This is a genomic window from Streptomyces sp. NPDC087422, from assembly GCF_044744145.1.
Taxonomy (GTDB): Bacteria; Actinomycetota; Actinomycetes; order Streptomycetales; family Streptomycetaceae; genus Actinacidiphila.
Genome location: NZ_JBIUXT010000002.1, coordinates 875865 through 894051, shown reverse-complemented (window position 1 = coordinate 894051; position 18187 = coordinate 875865). Strand labels below are relative to the sequence as shown.

The 18187-nt window shown below is 67.5% G+C and carries 8 protein-coding genes and 2 pseudogenes; 7 read left to right on the top strand and 3 right to left on the bottom strand.

Going from position 1 to position 18187, the window contains the following annotated elements:
• Positions 1-14: 14 nt before the first annotated feature.
• Both pglX and pglW read right to left on the bottom strand, forming a co-directional pair.
• Positions 15-3629, bottom strand: coding sequence for a BREX-2 system adenine-specific DNA-methyltransferase PglX (pglX, locus tag ACIO6U_RS09715; RefSeq protein ID WP_401717077.1), 3615 nt, complete (start codon positions 3627-3629; stop codon positions 15-17).
• Entirely contained in the window at positions 3626-8143 is a 4518-nt protein-coding gene (gene pglW / locus ACIO6U_RS09710; RefSeq protein WP_401717074.1) for a BREX system serine/threonine kinase PglW, read from the bottom strand. The genes pglX and pglW overlap by 4 nt, the downstream gene beginning before the upstream one ends.
• A gap of 257 nt (positions 8144-8400) precedes the next feature.
• On the opposite strand from pglW, the gene brxD reads away from it, so the two are divergent.
• Positions 8401-9723, top strand: coding sequence for a BREX system ATP-binding protein BrxD (gene brxD, locus ACIO6U_RS09705; RefSeq protein WP_391042571.1), 1323 nt, complete (start codon positions 8401-8403; stop codon positions 9721-9723).
• Positions 9723-11861 (top strand): DEAD/DEAH box helicase, encoded by a 2139-nt coding sequence (locus ACIO6U_RS09700; RefSeq protein ID WP_391042573.1) that lies wholly within the window; start codon positions 9723-9725, stop codon positions 11859-11861. Before brxD ends, ACIO6U_RS09700 begins: the two co-directional genes overlap by 1 nt.
• Before the next feature lie 495 nt (positions 11862-12356).
• Here the strand turns inward: ACIO6U_RS09700 and ACIO6U_RS09695 are convergent, their stop codons facing one another.
• Positions 12357-14237 carry a DNA/RNA helicase domain-containing protein gene (locus tag ACIO6U_RS09695; protein WP_401717071.1) on the bottom strand — a complete coding sequence of 627 codons (1881 nt, stop codon included), beginning with the start codon at positions 14235-14237 and terminating at the stop codon, positions 12357-12359.
• A 155-nt stretch (positions 14238-14392) separates the two neighbouring features.
• On the opposite strand from ACIO6U_RS09695, the gene ACIO6U_RS09690 reads away from it, so the two are divergent.
• The 5 genes and pseudogenes from ACIO6U_RS09690 to ACIO6U_RS09670 all read left to right on the top strand — a co-directional run bounded on the left by ACIO6U_RS09690 (position 14393) and on the right by ACIO6U_RS09670 (position 18091).
• Positions 14393-15247 (top strand): hypothetical protein, encoded by an 855-nt coding sequence (locus tag ACIO6U_RS09690; protein WP_401717068.1) that lies wholly within the window; start codon positions 14393-14395, stop codon positions 15245-15247.
• Between the two features lie 37 nt (positions 15248-15284).
• A pseudogene (locus tag ACIO6U_RS09685) lies at positions 15285-16101 on the top strand (IS5 family transposase).
• Positions 16102-16358: 257 nt separating this feature from the next.
• Positions 16359-16538 (top strand): annotated as a pseudogene (locus tag ACIO6U_RS09680) (FAD-dependent oxidoreductase); the annotation flags it as partial.
• A gap of 22 nt (positions 16539-16560) precedes the next feature.
• Complete coding sequence (locus ACIO6U_RS09675; RefSeq protein ID WP_401717065.1) at positions 16561-16809, top strand: hypothetical protein; 249 nt, start codon at positions 16561-16563, stop codon at positions 16807-16809.
• A 37-nt stretch (positions 16810-16846) separates the two neighbouring features.
• Entirely contained in the window at positions 16847-18091 is a 1245-nt protein-coding gene (locus ACIO6U_RS09670) for a hypothetical protein (RefSeq protein ID WP_401717063.1), read from the top strand.
• Positions 18092-18187: the final 96 nt, after the last annotated feature.

Sequence of the window (18187 nt, the reverse complement as noted above, 5' to 3'; positions counted from 1 at the left end):
GTCTTTGTCCCTACTCACTTCGTCTTCTTGGCGCGGCCACCGCGCGCCGCCGCCACAGGCCGCCAGGCCCGGATGTCCTCGTCGGTCAGCCCAAGCCCGCCCTGGAGACCGAGACGGAAGTCGTGGTACGCCTGCGCCGCGGACTGCCCGAAGTCGGGGAGGTACTCGCCGTGCCACTGGCCCAGCCAGGGCTGGAGTTCAAGCAGGGCGGCGAGGTACGGGACGAGCTCATCCTGCGTCAGCTGGTTCTCGTTTAGATAACCGACGACGGCCTGCGCCTGCTGGAGATGGTCCCAGCCCGCCCAGCCGAGGAGCGCGGGCGTCTGGACGTTCTGCGCGCCGTGGGAGATGAAGCGCTCCTTGGGGACATCGAGCTTGCCGCGCTGCGCCCAGAAGCTGGTGCGCAGGAAGTCGGCGGAGGTGTACTTGGGCGGCACTGCGGTCGCCTCACGGATCTTCCGCTTCTCTTCCTCGGAGGCGGCGGCGTCCTCGTTGCGCTGCATCTCCCAAGTGCGCTCCCAGTCGGCGCGCTTCTTGAGGCCGGCGGGCTTGTAACGCAGGGCGGCGGCGGCCGGGACGTGCTGGTCGCTGACCAACTCGGCGACTGTCTTCGCGAAGTCGGCGCGAGGCGCGTAGAGGCTGAGGACGGCGGCGAAGTCGTCGTCCTCCTGGAGGCGGTCGGTCAGGCGAGACAGGGAGATGAGCGTGGGCTGGTCGGCACTGTCGAACCACAGCTCACGCTTGGCCTCGATCCGGTCGAGCAGCCAGGCACGGAGCGCCTGCTTCTGCATGGTGTCCCAGCCGTCGGTGGCCCAGCGCCGCTTGTACTCGGGGCGCTCGACCATGCCGATGGCGGAGTTCGAATCCATCATCGCGATGCGCTGGTTGACGATGTCCTTGTACGCGGCCGGCCAGTGGGCGGGGAACTCGGTAATGGGTGCGGAGTTGTGCCGAGTGAACCACTCGGAGGACGCCTCGCCGCGCTCGATGGCACGGGCCAGCACGATCTCGAAGGCGCGCTCGCCGAGAGCGAGGGGCGGGACGTCGGCCGGGTCGGCGGGGCGAAGGTCGGTGTCGGTGAGACCGTAGAGCACGTAGACGTGCCAGTCCAGCTCCTCTTGGAGGGCGATCATCTGGGCACGGGTGGCGTCGTAGGTGGTGCGGGCTTCGCGGAGGGCGGCGGCGCTGGGAGTGGCGGAGGTGGCTACGGCGGTGGGGGTGGTGGTGGCGAGTTGCTGTGCGAAGGTGTCTAGGGCGATGGCGAGGGTGGTGGAGTAGGCGGGCGGGAGGGGGAAATCTTGGACGTTCATACCGTTAAACTGGTAAAAGCGCTCCCATTCCCCACTCGCAATTCCACCGCCAATACCGCCATTACCCTTGTCGTGGCAGACCATTTTGAGCCAGAGCGCAGCCGTGGAGCTGTTGAGCACGCCGAGCAACTGGAGGTGCTCCTCCTCAGTCGCTTCTTCTCTCAGCTTGACCACCGGAGCAGTCCTGTTGAACACGTTTCCACTCCGGTCCAACACGAAGTGGTTATGGGTTGCGACTTCGCCCCAGGTGATGGAGAGGGGAGAACGCAGCTTGGCGGCATAGAGCTCCTGCCATTCATACCAGGCAAGTCCGCGCTCAATCATGGGAGTGCCAAAACGGCGGCGCCGCGAAATCGCCGCACGGTAAGGCGTCAGATATTTGGCGACCTCTGGGATCTCCGCCAGGGGAAGGACTTTAAACTTCTCGTCGTACGGCCAAACCGTGTCGTATGTGTAACGGATCTCGTGGTCGCGGATGGCGTCACCAGTCACAAGTGGATGAGTCTGCGGCACACCGATCCGCGACGCCGTGCAGTCGGCTGGCAGCAGGTACAAATCGTCTTCGCCTGTGACCGACATGATGCCGGCCTCGCTTGCGAGTGCGGACAGTGATCCATTCGAGCTGTCCGCAAGCCGGGACAGCATCTCTCGACCACCGGCTGCCAATACCCACGGATGCCTCCCGAAGTACTCCCCCCGGTCCAGGTCCCCCACCGAAAGCCACTGACTCACCGACCCCGGCTCATCGATCTGCTCGACGATTGCCGACCACACCAGTCCCCGTTCCGGCTCCTTCGGAGCCGAAGGCTCCCCCTGCACCGAGCGCACCGTGCGAATCGTGTCCCCCCGCCCCTGCGTCCAGTCACGGTTCCGTCCGACAAGGATGACCGTCGGCGTCCCGTGTCCTGGGACGTACGCCCCGCTCATGTCAATGACCTCGGTCAGTTCCACCGCATCACGGAAGAAGGATTCGATGAGCTTCGTCCCGAACTCCCGCTTCATAAAGGAGTTCGCCGTGATCTGGCCGACCATGCCATAGCCCTTGCCGTCGGCCCCGCCCTTCTTCGCTAACTCGAAGAAGCGCTGAGCAAACGGCACCGACAGCGCGTACTTACCTGAGCAGGCGTCGTACAACTCCCGATAGTGCTTGTTGAGTTCCTTGTCCTTGACCGTGATGTACGGCGGATTGCCCACGACCACGTCGTAGCGGCCCTCGTCCAGAAGGTGCGGACGGTCCTGGATGTCCTCGGTCGCGTACTTGAACTCGGCCAGCGGGTCGCCCTCGGCCGTGAACAGTCGGCCCGTCACCTCGCGTGGCTTTATGAGGCTGTCCCCCACCGCTAACTGCATAGGCCAATCGATCCCCGCCGCCTCCCCCAGCGTCCGCACCCCTGCCGCCGCCATTGCCGCGATCAGCAGCCGGAACCGCGCGATCGCCACCGCGAATGGGTTGATGTCCACCCCGTGCACCGACTTCAGCGCCCCGCGCACCCGCGCGTACGCATCCAGCTCCGGCCGCTGCGCAGCCCACTCCCGTACCAGCCGCCGGAAGGCACCGAGCACGAAGTGGCCCGACCCGCACGTCGGGTCGATCATCTTCAGGCCTTCGACGCCGCCCCGCTCCCGTATCACCGGGTTCATCGTCCGGTCGAGGATGAACTCCTCCACGAACTCCGGGGTCTGCAGCAGCGCGTAGTTCTTCCGGGCGGCCTCGCTCAGGTCCTGGTACAGGTCGCCCAGGAACCGGGTGTCCCACCCCTCTGTCCCGTCGCCGTCGCCCGACAGCGGGTCCGTGAAGTCATGGATCAGCGTGCCGACCTCATCGTCGATCGTGCGCTGCCAGAAGTCCCGCAGCGCTCCCGCTCCCTCGTGCGAGAGCGGGATCTGCCGTAACGGATTGTGCGGCGAGAACAGCAGTGCCCCCGCCGGCCCTTCCGCAAGTTCTTCGAAGGCTCGCTCGAACCAGCCGCGGTACGTGGGGTCCTTCGCCTTATCCACGTACTCGTCGTACCGTGCCTGCGCGACCTCGCGCCCGGCGATGTCGGGCGCGGTAATGTACGGCTCCGGTACCAGGCCGTTGTCCTCGACGAACCGTACGAAGACGGTTCCGAGCACCCACGCCACCGCCACCTGCGTGATCCGCTCATCGAGCCAGGACTGCCAGGTCGCCGCCGTACGGCCGACCTTCTTCGAGGCTTCGTACTCGGCACGGAGCCGTTCGCGTACCGCGCTTTCCCTCTTCGCCTGACCCTCGAGGTCTGTCTCCGCCGCCTTAACCTGTGCCTGCAGGTCGGATAACAGCGCCTTGCGGTCGATCACGTGGTGGCTCCTTCAAGGGCGTTCGGTTCGTGCATGCGGGTCCAGGACTTGGGAATGGAGATCCACTCCTGCTGGGCCTCGAGGTACGGGACGGGGCGTCCGGCGAATTTCGGGACAGCGGATTCGTCGTCCTGGGCGACCAAGACCCACAGGGGGCAGCCGCCACGCCTGGCGAGCGCGGTCAGCCGGTCGAGGACGTGCATGCCGTCGTAGCGGGCGAAGACGGCGGCGTCGGTGAGGAGAACGGGGCCCTGGCCGGCGTCAGCCTCGTGTCCCGTCGCCAGCTCCCCTTCCAGGACTCCCTGCACGGCCTGCCACACCGCCGCCAGCAGGTTCGCGAACCCCGTCGGCCGCTGCCCGGCCGGGAGGGTGTCCGCCTTGACGACGACTTCCCACTTCGGCATCTCGCGCCCGGGCGTGAGGTCGCCCCGCAGCCCCTTCAGGAACAATTCGGTCACCGACATTGCCCGAGCCCCGTACTGGCGGTGCAGCTCCCGTCCCACCACCGGCGCGATCCGCGCGCGCACGGTCAGCACTCGGAGCCCGTCGCGGCGTGCGGCGCCCGCCAGCTGCGCATCGGCCCGAGCTGCGGTCGACTCCCGATCCAGCAGGCCTCCGGTTCCGGAGCCGCTGCCGCTGAGGGCCGAGATGTACGACTGGACCGCCTCGAATTTCCGGGGCAGGAACGTCTTCTTGTCGGCCGCGTACTTGAGGTCGAACCCTGCCTCGCGAAGCGCCTTGAGGAGCTCTTCGGGCCTGTCCTTCATCCCGGTGAGCACTGCCAGAGCGGGGAAGCGGTCGTTGACCCGTTCGAGGACCTCGCGCAGGGGGAGCCCTGGCTGCTGCTGCTCGGGCAGACCCGGCAGGATGCGGACCAGACCCGCCTGGGTGAGCCGCAGGGCGCGATCGAGGCCCAGGTCGCGCGGGTAGATCTCGAGCCGCGGCGACAGCGCGGCGTTCTGACTCGCCTGGGCGGCGAGGGTGGCGACGCGCCGGTCGTCCCAGGGGAAGTCACCCTCGGGCAGTCTCACGGCGCTGAGCTCGGCGAGGACGGTGCTCAAGCCGGGCAGGGCGTCCCGGCCCGCGAGCCGGTCGGCGGCGTCGCCGAGCCGCTTCACATAGCTCAGCAGCGCGGGCGCGGTCGGGGTGTCGGGGCCGTCGGCTTCGTTGTCCGGGTCGACCTCCAGCGCGAGGAAGCCCGCGCGGCGCACCGGATCGGTTGCCTTGTACGGGGCGAAGTGCTGGAAGGCCCGCTCATCGACGGGCAGATGCTGCTCGCGTTCAATCAGCGCGCGCAGCACGGCGAAGGCGGCGGCCCGTCGTACCTCCGGATCGCCCAGGGAGTAGCCACGGGTGCCGAGCAGCCAGCCCGCAAGGGCATCCACGGAGGCGACTCGGCCGAGCACGCGGAGCTGCTCCAGAACCGCCGCTCGCGGCTCCAGCAGGCCCTCGTCCTCCGCCCAGCGCTTGCGTAACTTCTTCAACTCGCCCGAGATCGACGCTTGGTTGGCGAACCCGACAGCCTGCGCTGCGTCGTACTGTCGCGGCCACACCGGAAGGTTCGGTAGCGTCCCGTCGGCGCCGGGTACACGCAGCAGGTGCACGGCCACCTCGTGCAGCCGCTTCGTCCGACCGGCGGCAGGCGGGACGATCCCGACCAGGAGATGGTCGATGTCCTGGGCGTCGGAGACCACCCCGACAATGCGCTCGGGATCCGCCTCGCGCTGCGTCCTCTCCTCCGGCGACGGCTCTGGCTCCGGTTCCGGCTCGGGCCGCGAGCCAAGGCGGGCACGCCACTCCTTCTGCCGGCGCTGGATCTCCGTACGTGTCCGGGCGCCGAGCCCCGGCCGGTTGATGAACGTCTGGCTGGCCCGGTCGAGGAACGCACCGACCGTGGTGAGCTTCATGTCCCGCAGGATCGAGTAAGCGGACGGTGTCAGACCCGCACGCACCAGAGGAGTGTCACGGGTGGCGACCTCGGCCAGCTGGTCGCGCAGCTCAGCGGTGTCTGCTTCGCTGTCCGGCGCGGAGCTCTGTCCTTGCCGCCTCAGTGACTCGTGTCCGGCGCTGGCGGCCAGCCGCTGCGCGTCCTGAAACACCCTCTGCCAGGACGTCCGCATGTCCCGCAGGTCCTTGTGGCGCTGCTTCGCATCTCTACTTAACGCCTTGCGGAAGAACTCGGTCAGCCCGTCGCGCAGTTCGTCCTCGAAGCCCTCCGACTGGATCGTCGGGTACGGCCACTCCTTCGGATCCGTCATACGTGGGGTGACGGACCCGTCGCCCCACTGGGGCAGCTCGTTCGAGGCCATCTGGTGCAGTGTCACGGCGAGCGCGTACCGCTCCGCGGCGTCGTCGTACAGGTTCCGCATGACAGTGCCGACGAACGGGTCCAGATAGCCGGATGTGCCGGCGCCGGTCTCGCGGGCCGAGACGGCGGCCAGCGAGAAGTCGAGGAGCAGAGCCTGCCTAGTGCCGTTGGGACGGATCCGGATCGCGATGTTGTCCGGCTTGATGTCGCGATGCCAGACGCTCTCGCCTTCCAGGTAGTAGAGGGCGTTGAAAAGGTTGTCGCTGTAGCGCTCCAGGTCGTCCATGGTGAGACGGCCCTGGCGACCCAAGACGCGCGCCATGGTCTCGTCCCGCGCGGTGCGGTCGTCGCGCTTGTCGTCGGCCTCGGCCTTGATGTTGCCGACGTACTCGGTGGCCAGGACCGTACGCCCGCCCACGGTGAACGTGCCAGGCACGAGCAGCCGGATGATGTTCGAGTCCCGCAGTCGACCGAGGGTTTCCGCCTCGCGCTGCAATGCCTCCGACTTGTCGTCGTCGAGCGCCACCTTCAGCACCGCGAACGCGTCGTTCTTCCCCTGCTGCTCGTCGAGTACGAGGAGGGCGCGCGCCGTCGAGCCGGTACCGAGGCGGCGGCGTACCAGCCAGCGTCCCCGCAACAACGTGCCGGGTGGGACCTCCAGCGGATCGAGGTCGTCGGCGGCCTCCTCCTGCAGCGGTTGCTCGTCGTCCGGTACAGCAGCGGGCCGGAGGTCCTCCTCGACGTCCGCCAGCATCTCCAGGAAGTCGCCCACTGCGTCGAGTCGCCGGTCCGGCTGTTGGGCGGTGGCGGCATCGATCAGGTCATCCAGGAATGGCGGGATGCCGTCCTTGACCACCGACGGTGCCAGCCGCTCGCCCCTCTCCGCGCCGGCCTGCAGCTCCGCGCGGGTCGGGGCGGGAGCGCTGCCGGCGGTGAGAAGATAGGCGAGCGTGCCGATGCCGTACACGTCCATGCGCGCCGGATCGGCCTTCGGGGCGGTCAACTCCGGCGCCAGGTAAGGGTCCGAGGCGTCGTCGACACTCCCGCCCGACACGGTGGACGGCGCCAGGGACACTCCACTGGAGGTCACCGTACGCGAGGCCAACTGCCAGTCGGAGACCTGCATCACGGGCCGCCGCCAGCGCTCCTCCTCGCTCAGCTCACGCCCTGCCGCGCCCTTGGAACGGGGGATGACATGGATCGAGCGTGGGGTGAGGGCGCGGTGATAAAGCCGCTTGGCGTGTGCGTACTTGATCGCCTCGGCGATCTGGCGGACAAGTGCGAGCCGATCCTCCAGGTCCAGCTTCCCGCCCCACCGGTCGAGGAACTCGTCCAGGTGCAGCCGCTCCGGATGGTGATCGAAGGTGAGCGCCGGGCCCGCTTCATGGTCGGAGGGGTAGTAGTCCCGGATGCGCACCACACCTGGGTGGTGGATCCGCTTCAGTGTGTCGGCCTCCCGCCTCGCCGCCTCGACCAGTGCTTTGCGCGCCTCGCTGCTCGAATTACGGGGCCGCAGATGGACCCGTACCCGTACGGTCTCGGATAGTTGCTCGTGGCTGCCCACGTAATCGGCCCAGGTGGCACCAGTGTCGAAGGGCCGCTTGTCCAGGATGAACGGTCCGACCTTCGCCTCCCTGACAACTTGCTGGATACCGACCTGGGCGAGCGTCCTGTCGATGTCGACGCTGCCCTGGGACGAGATTCTGAACCGGTCCTCGCGCGGCGGCAGCTGAAGTTCTGCGAGGAGGGCCGGGATGCCGTTGTAGATGTGGGCGTTCAACTCGTGCGGCGGCAGCGCCAGGTCGAGGCCGTCCTCGGTGAAGCACACACCCTCGGTGATGTATACCTTCGCGCCGTACCTGCGCAGCAGGGAAGCCAGTTCCTTGGACTTCTGGTTGGTGAGGCGCAGGGGATCGCCGAGACCCTTGCCGTACCCGCGTCGGTTCCCCGGCGGGATCTGCACCCACTGGCCGCCACGCCGTTCCACCCGGCCGTGCAGACTCTTCAGTTCGATCATGTGCACGCCACCCGGCGTCACGACCAGGAGGTCGACCTCACGAACGTGACCCGTCTGACTGACGAAGGTGAAGTTGGACCAGGCCCGCCATGGACCGTCGTCCGGCAGAGGCGTGAGGATCCTCTCTAGGGCCGCCTGCTCGTGCGGGAACTCGGAAGGAGCGACGGCCGTCCAGCGACCCTTCTTCATCAGCCTTGCTCTCCGATCCCCCCGCGCCCTGCCGTAAGTGCTGACCCCGGTGGTGAACGGTTGCACCGAGCAGCTCGTGTCCGGCATCCCGACAGCCACCCTGATGGGTTGTCAGTTTGTCAGATTGTACGGGCGCGATCACCTTCCCCCAGCCCTTTTCCGCTCATCCCGCACATGGGCCTTCCGGCCCCGGGATCGCGGTACCGAAGTCATCGCGCACACCGACTCCCGGGCAGCAGCAGGTCAGGTTTGCGAGGATGGTGCCCGTGAATGACGTACGTGGTCAGGTCAGCGCCGTACGGCGACGAGGCGTCGTGGACGCACTGCGACGGGGAGCCGTGCCCGAGCAGGGGCTCGATCTGCTCGCGACCGGCCTCGACCGGTTCACCCCCGCTTTGGACGAGGAGCTGGAAACCGTCGCAGGCGGCGGCTCCGTTTTCAAAGCAGTGCGTGGCGAGTACGGCTCCGGCAAGACGTTCTTCACCCGATGGCTCGCCGAGCGCGGCAAGGCCCGCGGCCTTGCCGTCTGTGAGATCCAGGTGTCGGAGAACGAGACGCCGCTGCACAAACTCGAAACCGTCTACCGAAGGCTCATCGAGCGGCTCACCACTGCGGCCTATCCACCCAGTGCGCTTCAGCAGGTTGTGGACGGCTGGTTCTACGCACTGGAGGAGGATGCCCTCGCCGACGGTGTCGCCGAGGACGCGCTCGCTGACGCCGTTGAGCGTTTGATGTCGGCACGCCTCGCCGAGGTCTCCCGGCAAGCGCCGGCTTTCGCCGCCGCTCTGCGCGGCTACCGACAGGCGCTCGAGGTCGGCGACGATACATCGGCCGCCGCCGTCCTCGCCTGGCTCGGTGGGCAGCCGCACGTGTCCGCCGCGGCGCGCAAGGCGGCCGGGGTGCGCGGTGACCTCGACCACTTCGGGGCACTCGGGTTCCTCCAGGGGCTCCTCACCGTCCTGCGCGACACCGGTCACGCCGGCCTCGTCGTCGTATTCGATGAGGTGGAGACGCTGCAGCGGGTCCGCTCCGACGCCCGCGACAAGGCCCTCAACGCGCTGCGCCAGCTCATCGATGAGGTGCACTCCGGACGATTCCCCGGCCTCTATCTGGTGATCACCGGCACCCCGGCCTTCTACGACGGGCCGCAGGGTGTGCAGCGACTCGCCCCCCTCGCGCAGCGGCTCGCCACCGACTTCTCGACCGACCCGCGCTTCGACAACCCGCGCGCCGTACAGATCCGGTTGCCGGGCTTCACCGGGGAGCGCCTCGTCCAGCTCGGGCTGAAGGTCCGGGACCTTTACGCCGCCGGGGCAGGCGATCCAGTACGGATCCGGGAGGTGGCCGACGAGGCTTACATCGGTGACCTCGCCAAGGCCGTCGGCGGGCGACTAGGCGGGAAGGTCGGCGTCGCCCCGCGGATCTTCTTGAAGAAGCTCGTCGGGGACGTCCTCGACCGGATCGACCAGTTCGAGGAGTTCGACCCGCGGGTCCACTACCACCTCACCGTTTCCCGGACCGAGTTGAGCGATGTGGAACGCAACGCGGCGGCCGCCGACGACATCGGCCTGGAACTGTGATGGCATCGGACCAGGCGGAGCGCCCAGATCCGGTGAATCGCCTGCATCCCGTACTCCTGCACCACATCGTCAACACCCTCGGCTGGCCCGACCTGCGTCCCCTGCAGAAGGCCGCCATCGACCCGCTGATGGACGGGGAGGACACCGTACTGCTCGCCCCCACCGCGGGTGGCAAGACCGAGGCGGCCTCCTTCCCGCTGCTCGCGGCCATGGAAAACAGCGACTGGCAGGGCACGTCGGTGCTCTACCTCGCTCCCCTCAAAGCTCTCCTCAACAACCTCGAACCGCGCCTCGAGACCTACGCGGGATGGCTAGGCCGTACGGCGGGGCTGTGGCACGGCGACACCAGGGAATCCGCCCGCAAGCGGATGAGGGTCGAAAGCCCCGACATCCTCCTGACCACACCCGAATCTCTCGAAGCGCAGCTCATCAGCAAGAAGACTGACCACAAGCACATGCTCGGCGGGGTGCGGGCCGTCGTCGTCGACGAGGTGCACGCCTTTGCCTCGGACGACCGCGGCTGGCACCTGCTCGCCGTACTCGAGCGACTCGAGCGCCTCGTAGGGCGGCGCATCCAGCGCATCGGTCTGTCCGCCACCGTCGGTAACCCCGAGGACCTGCTGCACTGGCTGCAAGGGGCACAACCACACGAGCGCGCGGGCCGCGTCGTCGCACCTGGCGTTCATCGCACGGCGCCCGCAGGAAGCGCCCCACCACCCGGCGACATCGAACTCGACTATGTGGGCTCCCTCGACAACGCAGCCAAACTCATCTCCCTCCTCCACAGTGGCGAGAAGCGTCTCGTCTTCTGCGACTCCCGCGCCTCGGTCGAGGAACTCGGTGAGAAGCTCCGCCTCCGCGGCGTGACGACCTACCTCTCCCACTCTTCCCTCTCCCTCGACGAGCGGCGCCGCTCCGAAGAAGCCTTCGCAGAGGCCCGCGACTGCGTGATTGTCTCCACGTCGACCCTTGAACTCGGCATAGACGTAGGTGACTTGGATCGAGTCATCCAGGTCGGCGCCCCTGACACTGTCGCCGCCTTCCTGCAACGCCTGGGCCGCACGGGACGGCGCACCGGGACCATACGCAATGCCCTCTTCCTCGCCGTCGACGAGCCTGCCTTCCTGAAAGCCGCGGCACTGCTCCTGCTGTGGGGCCGTCACTGGATCGAGCCCGTCGTCCCGCCGCCACAGCCGCGCCACCTCGTTGCCCAGCAGATTCTCGCCGCGGTCCTGCAGCAGCACACGCTCGGCGACCACACCTGGCACGAGGAGTGGAACGGTCTCGCCCCCTTCGACAAGAGCGCGACGCCGATCCTGAAGTACCTGGTCGGTGAGGGCTTCCTCGACACCGACGACGGACTCCTCTTCATCGGCTCCCAGGCCGAGAAGCACTTCGGCCGCCGCCACTTCATGGCCCTCACTGCTGCCTTCACCGCCCCGCCGCAATTCACCGTCTACTTCGGCCGCAAGGATCTCGGCACTATCGACCCAGGGCTTCTGTTGGAACAGCGGGATGGGCCGCGCCTGCTACTCCTAGGCGGACGCAGCTGGCAGGTCGGCCATATCGACTTCAACCGCAGACGCGCCTTCGTCGAACCCGCCGAAGGCGGCGGTCGCGCCCGATGGGAGAGCTACGGACTCAGCGGCCTCTCCTTCCCGCTCACCCGCGCCATGCGCGACGTACTCCTCGGCGCGGACCCGCCCGTCCGCTTCACCCGGCGCGCACAAGCACGCCTCGCCGAGCTCCGCGAGAACCGCGCCGCACACGTCGACGCGCGCGGGACACTCCTGCTCCGCGAGGGTGACAAACTCGAATGGTGGACCTGGGCCGGCTTCCGCGCCAACGCCACCCTCATTGCCTCCCTCGGTGCCGTCGCTGACCCCGTACAACAGCCCGACGACGCCTGTATCCGCCTCAGTGCAGCAATGACACGGCAGAGTTGGCAGGATGCCCTCGCCGACCTCACCGAGCGCCTGGTCCTACCCGAGGTCAACCCCCGCGCCGTACAGGGTCTGAAGTTTTCGGCCGCCCTGCCCGAGCACCTCGCCGCACACACCGTCGCCGCCCGTCTGGCCGACTTCGACGGGGCCCGGTTCGTCCTTGAGGAGGCGGTGCGATGGGAGACGCGGCAGTGACAGCCCGTCGACTCAACTGCCGGGCAGGCTCAGCACGATGTACGTCATGCCCTGAAGGTTGCCCGCCTCCACCCACTGCGTGAATCCTCGCCGCAGTACGAGCTGGGCTACTGCTTGGGGCAGTTCGGGCTCGCTCGTACTGACGCTGCAGCCTGGTGCTACGTTCGCGCTATGACTCTTTCGGTGTCTCCGGTTCGCGCGGTCGCCGTGCGGCGGTCGGTGACGACGCTGCCGCCGAGGAAGGCAGCTCGTGCGTCGGGATGGTGTTCTTCCACAACGCCGCGAGCGGCGTCGATCGGTTCCATGAAGGATTCTCGGTGGCATGCGGATTGAGCGCGTCGTATTTCGTGCTGGAGCGACGGGAGCAGGGGTCCTTTGAGCCCTCGCGGACCGATCAGACCAGCAGTTCGCCCTCCTCGTTCCACGTACTGCTGCCACCCCGGAAGATGCCCGTGTCCTCAAGGATGTCTGGTACCTCGGGAACGAGGGTAGCGGTCAGGCCGTAATGGCCCTCAGCCTTCCCTCGGCCAGCTCCCGCAGCTTCTCCTGGCTCTCGGGGTCCGTTGAGTACACCACCGTGCCGACCATGCCGCGCGTGAGCAGGACCTTGTAGGTGTTACGGATCAGGCGGTCCACGTCGGCGTCGGACGTGGTCTTCTTGAAAGCCGGGTCCTTGGACTTCGTGCGGTCGGTGACCCAGCGGTCGCCGCGCCAGACGAAGTCGGGGCCGATGATGACGCCGGACCAGTCGTATTCGAACCCCTGCGCGGTGTAGACGCAGCCGATCTGGCCGAAGCCGGCCGGGTCGGTGGCCCACAGTGCGGACGGCGGGGCCCCGGAGATGGCGCGCTCGCCCTTGAGGTTCCAGGGGCGGGCCCAGTCGCCGATCACCACGTCCGCCGGCAGTGGCTGCCCGGGCTTCGCCTCGGACCAGGGCCAGCAGTAGCCCGCGGTCATGCGGGCGCCGTAGCGCTCGCCGCGCCGGTCCTGGAGGAACGCCTCCATCTCCTCCGGGCTCCCGGCGACCTGGAGCTGCATGCGGTCGTCGGGAGCCCAGGCGACCGGACCACCTGGCTCCAGGCCGAGGAGGCGCACGACCCACCGCAGATAGGCGTCACTGCCGCCGCAGCGGTACTGGCTCTCCAGACGGACGACGGAACACTCGACCCCCTTGCGGGTCGCGGCTGCCTTGATCTCGGCGACCGTCCCCATTTCGCCAGGCCGTACTACCTGGTGTTCGTCCAGGAGGAAGACCGGGACCCGGGCCACGTCGATGAGTTCGTCAATCTGCGGTCGGCCCGTCCGGTGGGCGGCAGAGGTGAAGCGGTTGGCCGAGGTCTCCCGGATGCGGTGGGCCTCGTCGCAGATCAGCACGTCGAGGGAGTTCTTCTCGGCCGTCATGAAGCCGTTGAAGAACTTGAAGAGATCCTGCACCTCGCGCTTGCGCGCGCCGGCCACCTTCCGCATGGTCTGGGTAAACGACTTGGAGCCGGTGGCGTGCAGTGCCGGGACGCCCTGCCGGTACAGCTCACCGAGAACGGACAGCGCGATGACGCTCTTGCCGGTGCCCGGCCCGCCGGTGACGACTACGACCTCCTTGTGGTCGGACTGCTTCGCCTTGCGGACCGCGTTCAGGACCATCCGATACGCGACCTGCTGCTCGTCGAGCAGAACGAACTGCTCGCGCTCCCGCACCTCCTGCGCAGCCAACGCCATGAGTTGCTTGGACGGCGCCGTCTTGCCTGCCAGCAGCTCGTCGGCCGCCCGTGCTCCCGGATGCTTGTCGCTCAGCCTGGTGCGGAGGTGGTCGAGGAACGAGCCTCGGCTCTCGGCGGTGAAGAGCTGACCCCGATCGTCGGTCTCGATCTCCCGCAGTCCGCTCATGCCGAACTCCGTTGCGTTGTGGAGGTACGCCACCCCGCTGACCCGTTTCGGGTGCTCCGCGAGGGCGCCGTTGAAGTTGACCAGGTACTCGCAGTAGCGGCGCACCTGCTCGATCGGGTTGAGTACGGGCTGCGCGTAGGCGTCGATGTGGCAGAGCAGCGGATCGTCCTCGTGCGGCTCTGCGTGGCTCCACTGCTTCAGCTCGACCACGACGTAGGACGGCTCCCCGGTGACCGGATGCACTCCGGCGAGTACGGCGTCGGCGCGCTTGCTGTTCAGCGGCAGGGCGTACTCCAGCATCACTTCGATGTCATCGAGACCGGCGTCACCGAGAGCCGAGGCCAGTGCCGGGATGCTGCGTTCCCACGAGCGAACCTCGGAGGTTCCGGGGCGGTATCCGTGCATGTGGACGAACTGTTCGGTGAGGTGCAGGAAGAGCGAGCCGTCGAGCGCCATGACGGCGACCGTCCTGGCTGACGCGCGGAACAGCAAGGATTTCCCCCAGGCAGCACGAAATGACTCGTGCGGGTGGGGGCATGTCCTTCGAGACTCCACCTGAGTGGAGCGGAAGCCCGTCGGGCCGCGATGACGACGGGGTCAGATTACCCGGAGACCGGATGGAGTAAGGAGCGCTTCGGCTATCGGCGATGGGTTCCGTTGAGGATTGCCCCGCGCTGTTCCGCATCCGTCGGTCGCACGACGGTAGGCGTAGAGGCCTTCCGATCCAGGTCATCTATGCCATCACCCAGCGGCTGGCGCGGACCGCGCGGCAGAATCGAGCGGTGACAGACGCGGGAACCGACCTCTGCAGCCTCGTATTACCGTCCATCGCCCGCACGGCCCTGGCCCAGCCGCGAGTCGAGAGCATTGACCACCATGAGGTCGCCGTCCCCACGGTTTGGTGGAATGCCGCGCTCGCCCATTACCGGCTGCCCGGCGGACCGGTCTCGGGACGCACCAGCCACGGCGGCAGAACCGTGATCAGCCGAGGGCAGCTGTTCGCGCTCGCTTCCGATGCCGATCTTGAGAGCGAGCACGACGTGCTGCGCTTGCTGTGGCACATCCTGGCCTGGGGCAGTGGCTTCAAGCTCCGCCACAATCACAAACGGCTCAGGGGCATCGCCAAGGACCCCCTTGCGGCGGCCGCCACCTTGCGCGCAGCCGCATTCCTCGCCCGAATAGACCCCGAATCCGCCTATGCCAAACTCTACCGTGCAACCGGCACCCCCATTCCCCACCTGGGGCCGGCCTTCTTCACCAAGTACCTCTACTTCGCCGGTGGCGGATTCCCCACCCATCCGAGCACCATCCTCGACAGCCGCGTCGCCCATACCCTCCACACCCGATGCGGGTGGACCTCGCTGCGGAGCGGCGGCAATTGGCCACCGCGCACTTACCAGCGCTACTGCAGCCTCCTGGCTCGCTGGGCGGCCGAAGAAAGTGCGCACCTCGGTCGGGAAGTCGGCCCGGACGAGATCGAGCGCTGGCTCTTCGGGGCTTAGACCGTGTCCTATGTGGTGAGGCGTCGTTGGTCTCGGTATGGGGCGGGGTACGTGGAGTTGGATTGTTCCGGACGGGCTGTGGGAGATCGCGAAGCCGCTGATCCCTCCGTCCAGGGTGCGGCCGCAGGGCGGCGGAACGCAGGACACGCCTGATGAGACCCTGTTCGCGGCCATCATCTACGTGCTGGTGTCCGGCTGCGCCTGGCGGGCTCTGCCGCCCTGTTTCGGGATATCGAAGTCCACGGCCCACCGCCGCTTCACGGTCTGGTCCCGCGCCGGCGTCTGGGGCCGTCTCCACGAGGCCGTGACCATCGGCTGGACGATGCCGGCCTCCTCGACGTCACCCGCGTCGTTCTCGACACCGCCCACGTCAGGGCCAAAAAGGGGGTGAACACACAGGCCCGAGCCCCGTGGACCGCGGCAAGCCGGGTTCCAAGATGCACGTCCTGTCGGACGCGAACGGACTGCCCCTCCTTGTCGGCGTCTCGGCCGGCAACACCCACGACAGCGAAGGGCTGAAGCCCATGGTCGAGGGTCACCAAACGAGACACGACCCTCATCGAGGCCGCCACTTCAAGCCTCAGCGCCTCCACGCGGACAAAGCCTACGACCGCACCGACCTGCGGAAATGGTTACGAGGCAAGCACATCGGAGTCCGCATCGCCCGTAAAGGAATCGAGTCCAGCGAACGACTCGGGCGACGCCGCTGGGTCATCGAGCGCACCATGTCGTGGCTATCCGGCTACCGCAGACTCAGCCCACGATACGAACGAAACCCCCGCAACTACCTGGCCTTCCTGGGGCTTGCCGCCGCCATCTGCTGCTACAAGCGTCTCGTTCGCCTCACCACATAGGACACGGTCTTAACGCGCGTTTCGATCGCAGCTCTCTCCGAGATCGGTCAGTTTGCCGGGCGGTTGGCCTTCGACGCGGCCGATCACGGTCTGAGCCAGCGCTATTTCGTCAGTGCCCTGCGCGCCGGGCGCCTGGTGACGACCGGCCGCGTCGGCCTGGCTTCCACGCGACCGGTTGAGTTTGACCCGTCGCTCTCGAACAGGTTCATGTCCCAACACACCTCGGCGTCTTTTCCGCCCGGCTAGGGTCGAAGACAATGACCGCAAACGATCACGTCGTTGTCATCGGAGCCGGGGTCTCCGGGCTGACCACCGCCATCGTGCTCGCGGAAGCCGGCGCGAGGGTGAGAGTGATCGCCGAGGAAGTGCCCGGCGCCACTTCCCTCGCCGCTGAAGCCATGTGGGGGCCGTACCTCGTCGAGCCGAAGGACAAGGTCGCGCGGTAGAGCCGGCGCTCCCTTGAGGTCTCCGCTCAACCCGAGCCTCTTCCAGCTGTCCTGTCCTGGCGGCGCCGACGAGGTCTTCGACACGGACTCCGGTGTCGGCAGCACACCGGACGCCCACGTGCTGTGGGGCAAGTCGCAGAGCTGGGAAGAGGCGTGTGTGTTCGCCAAGACGGCCAATAGCGTTCAGATCGAGTTGACCCCGATGGACACCTCTGGCGACGTCTGGTACCGCACAGCGATCTTCACTGGCAGTGTGCGGTAGCCCACACTTATGTGACGATCCCAAAAGGAGCCTGACCTTGAACGACGAGATACAGCTGATCAGCGACGACGACGGCCTCCTGGTCGTCGGGGAGCGAGAGATGGTCGAGCGCTTCCTCACCTCCGAGGGGCTGACACCGTCCCAGAACCTCGGACGGAGTCGGCTGCGGTTGCTCTTCGGCAGCGCGTCCGAAGCCTCCAAGCTGGGCTCCGAGATCGCCGCCGAGTCCGGGCGCTGGGTGAAGTTGACGAAGGAGTCCGCCGGGCTCATAGGCAAGCACGGTCTGCGGCGAAATGCAGCGACAGGTGTTGCCACCGGCGTGCTCAAAGGGAAGCACGGCCAGATCAAGGGCTTCGTCGAATTCGTGAAAGGGCCGGGGGCGGGGCTGACCAACCCCGGGTCTCTGTCCGGCCTGGCGGGTGTGATGTCCCAACTCGCGATGGAGCAGACCATAGCCGAGATCACCGACTACCTCGCCGCGATCGAAGAGAAGGTCGACGACGTGCTCCGGGCCCAGAAGGACGCCGCCGTGGCCGCGATGATAGGCGTGGACCTCGTGATCGCGGACGCGATGGCCGTGCGAGCGACGGTGGGCCAGGTGTCCTCGGTCACCTGGTCCAGAGTCCAGGCGGCGCCGATGGCGATCGCGACGACCCAGGCGTACGCGCTCCGTCAACTCGACGCCCTCGCCAAGAAAGTGGAAGGCAAGGCCAAGGTTGGCGACCTTGCGAAGGCGGCCAAGGCGGTCGAGCCCAAGGCCCGGGAGTGGCTCGCCGTACTCGCGCGTTGCTTCCAACTGCAGGACGAACTCGCGGTGCTCGAACTCGACCGGGTGCTGAGTTCCACGCCGGACGAACTGGACCGGCACCGCGTCGGTCTCCAGATCGCCCGGAAGAACCGCCGCGAACTCATCGCCCGCAGCACCGAGCGACTGGTGACCCGCATGCAGGTGGCCGCCGAAACGGCCAACGCGAAGGTGCTGTTGCATCCGACCACTTCCCCGGACGTGGTGCGTTCGAGCAACCACGTCGAGAGTGGCGTCATGGACTTCCACGAGCGGCTCGGCATCGAGCGAGGACGGAGGGAGCTGGAGGCGCGTCGCTGGGTCGACGCGGTCACGGACGTGCGCGACAAGGCCATCGAGAAGGGCTCCGAGGGCGCCGATGCCGCCCGGGCCCTCCGTAACGAGGCCCTCGACCGCGCCGGTTCGGCGGCGGGCCGGCTCTCCAACGGAATCGCCGAACGCGTGCGCCGCCGCCGCGGGGACATCGAAGAGGAATGACCTCCGACGGCCTCCCGTGCGCCGTCCAAGAACAACGTGGAGGCTGTGGGCCTTGAATCGCCCCCGCACATGGGAGAATTCGGGTCGATTGCCACG

Coding starts and splice junctions, on each gene's coding strand:
- ACIO6U_RS09700 (WP_391042573.1), top strand. CDS start 9,723: ATGGCATCGGACCAGGCGGAGCGCCCAGATCCGGTGAATCGCCTGCAT.
- brxD (WP_391042571.1), top strand. CDS start 8,401: ATGGTGCCCGTGAATGACGTACGTGGTCAGGTCAGCGCCGTACGGCGA.
- ACIO6U_RS09690 (WP_401717068.1), top strand. CDS start 14,393: ATGGGTTCCGTTGAGGATTGCCCCGCGCTGTTCCGCATCCGTCGGTCG.
- pglW (WP_401717074.1), bottom strand. CDS start 8,143: ATGAAGAAGGGTCGCTGGACGGCCGTCGCTCCTTCCGAGTTCCCGCAC.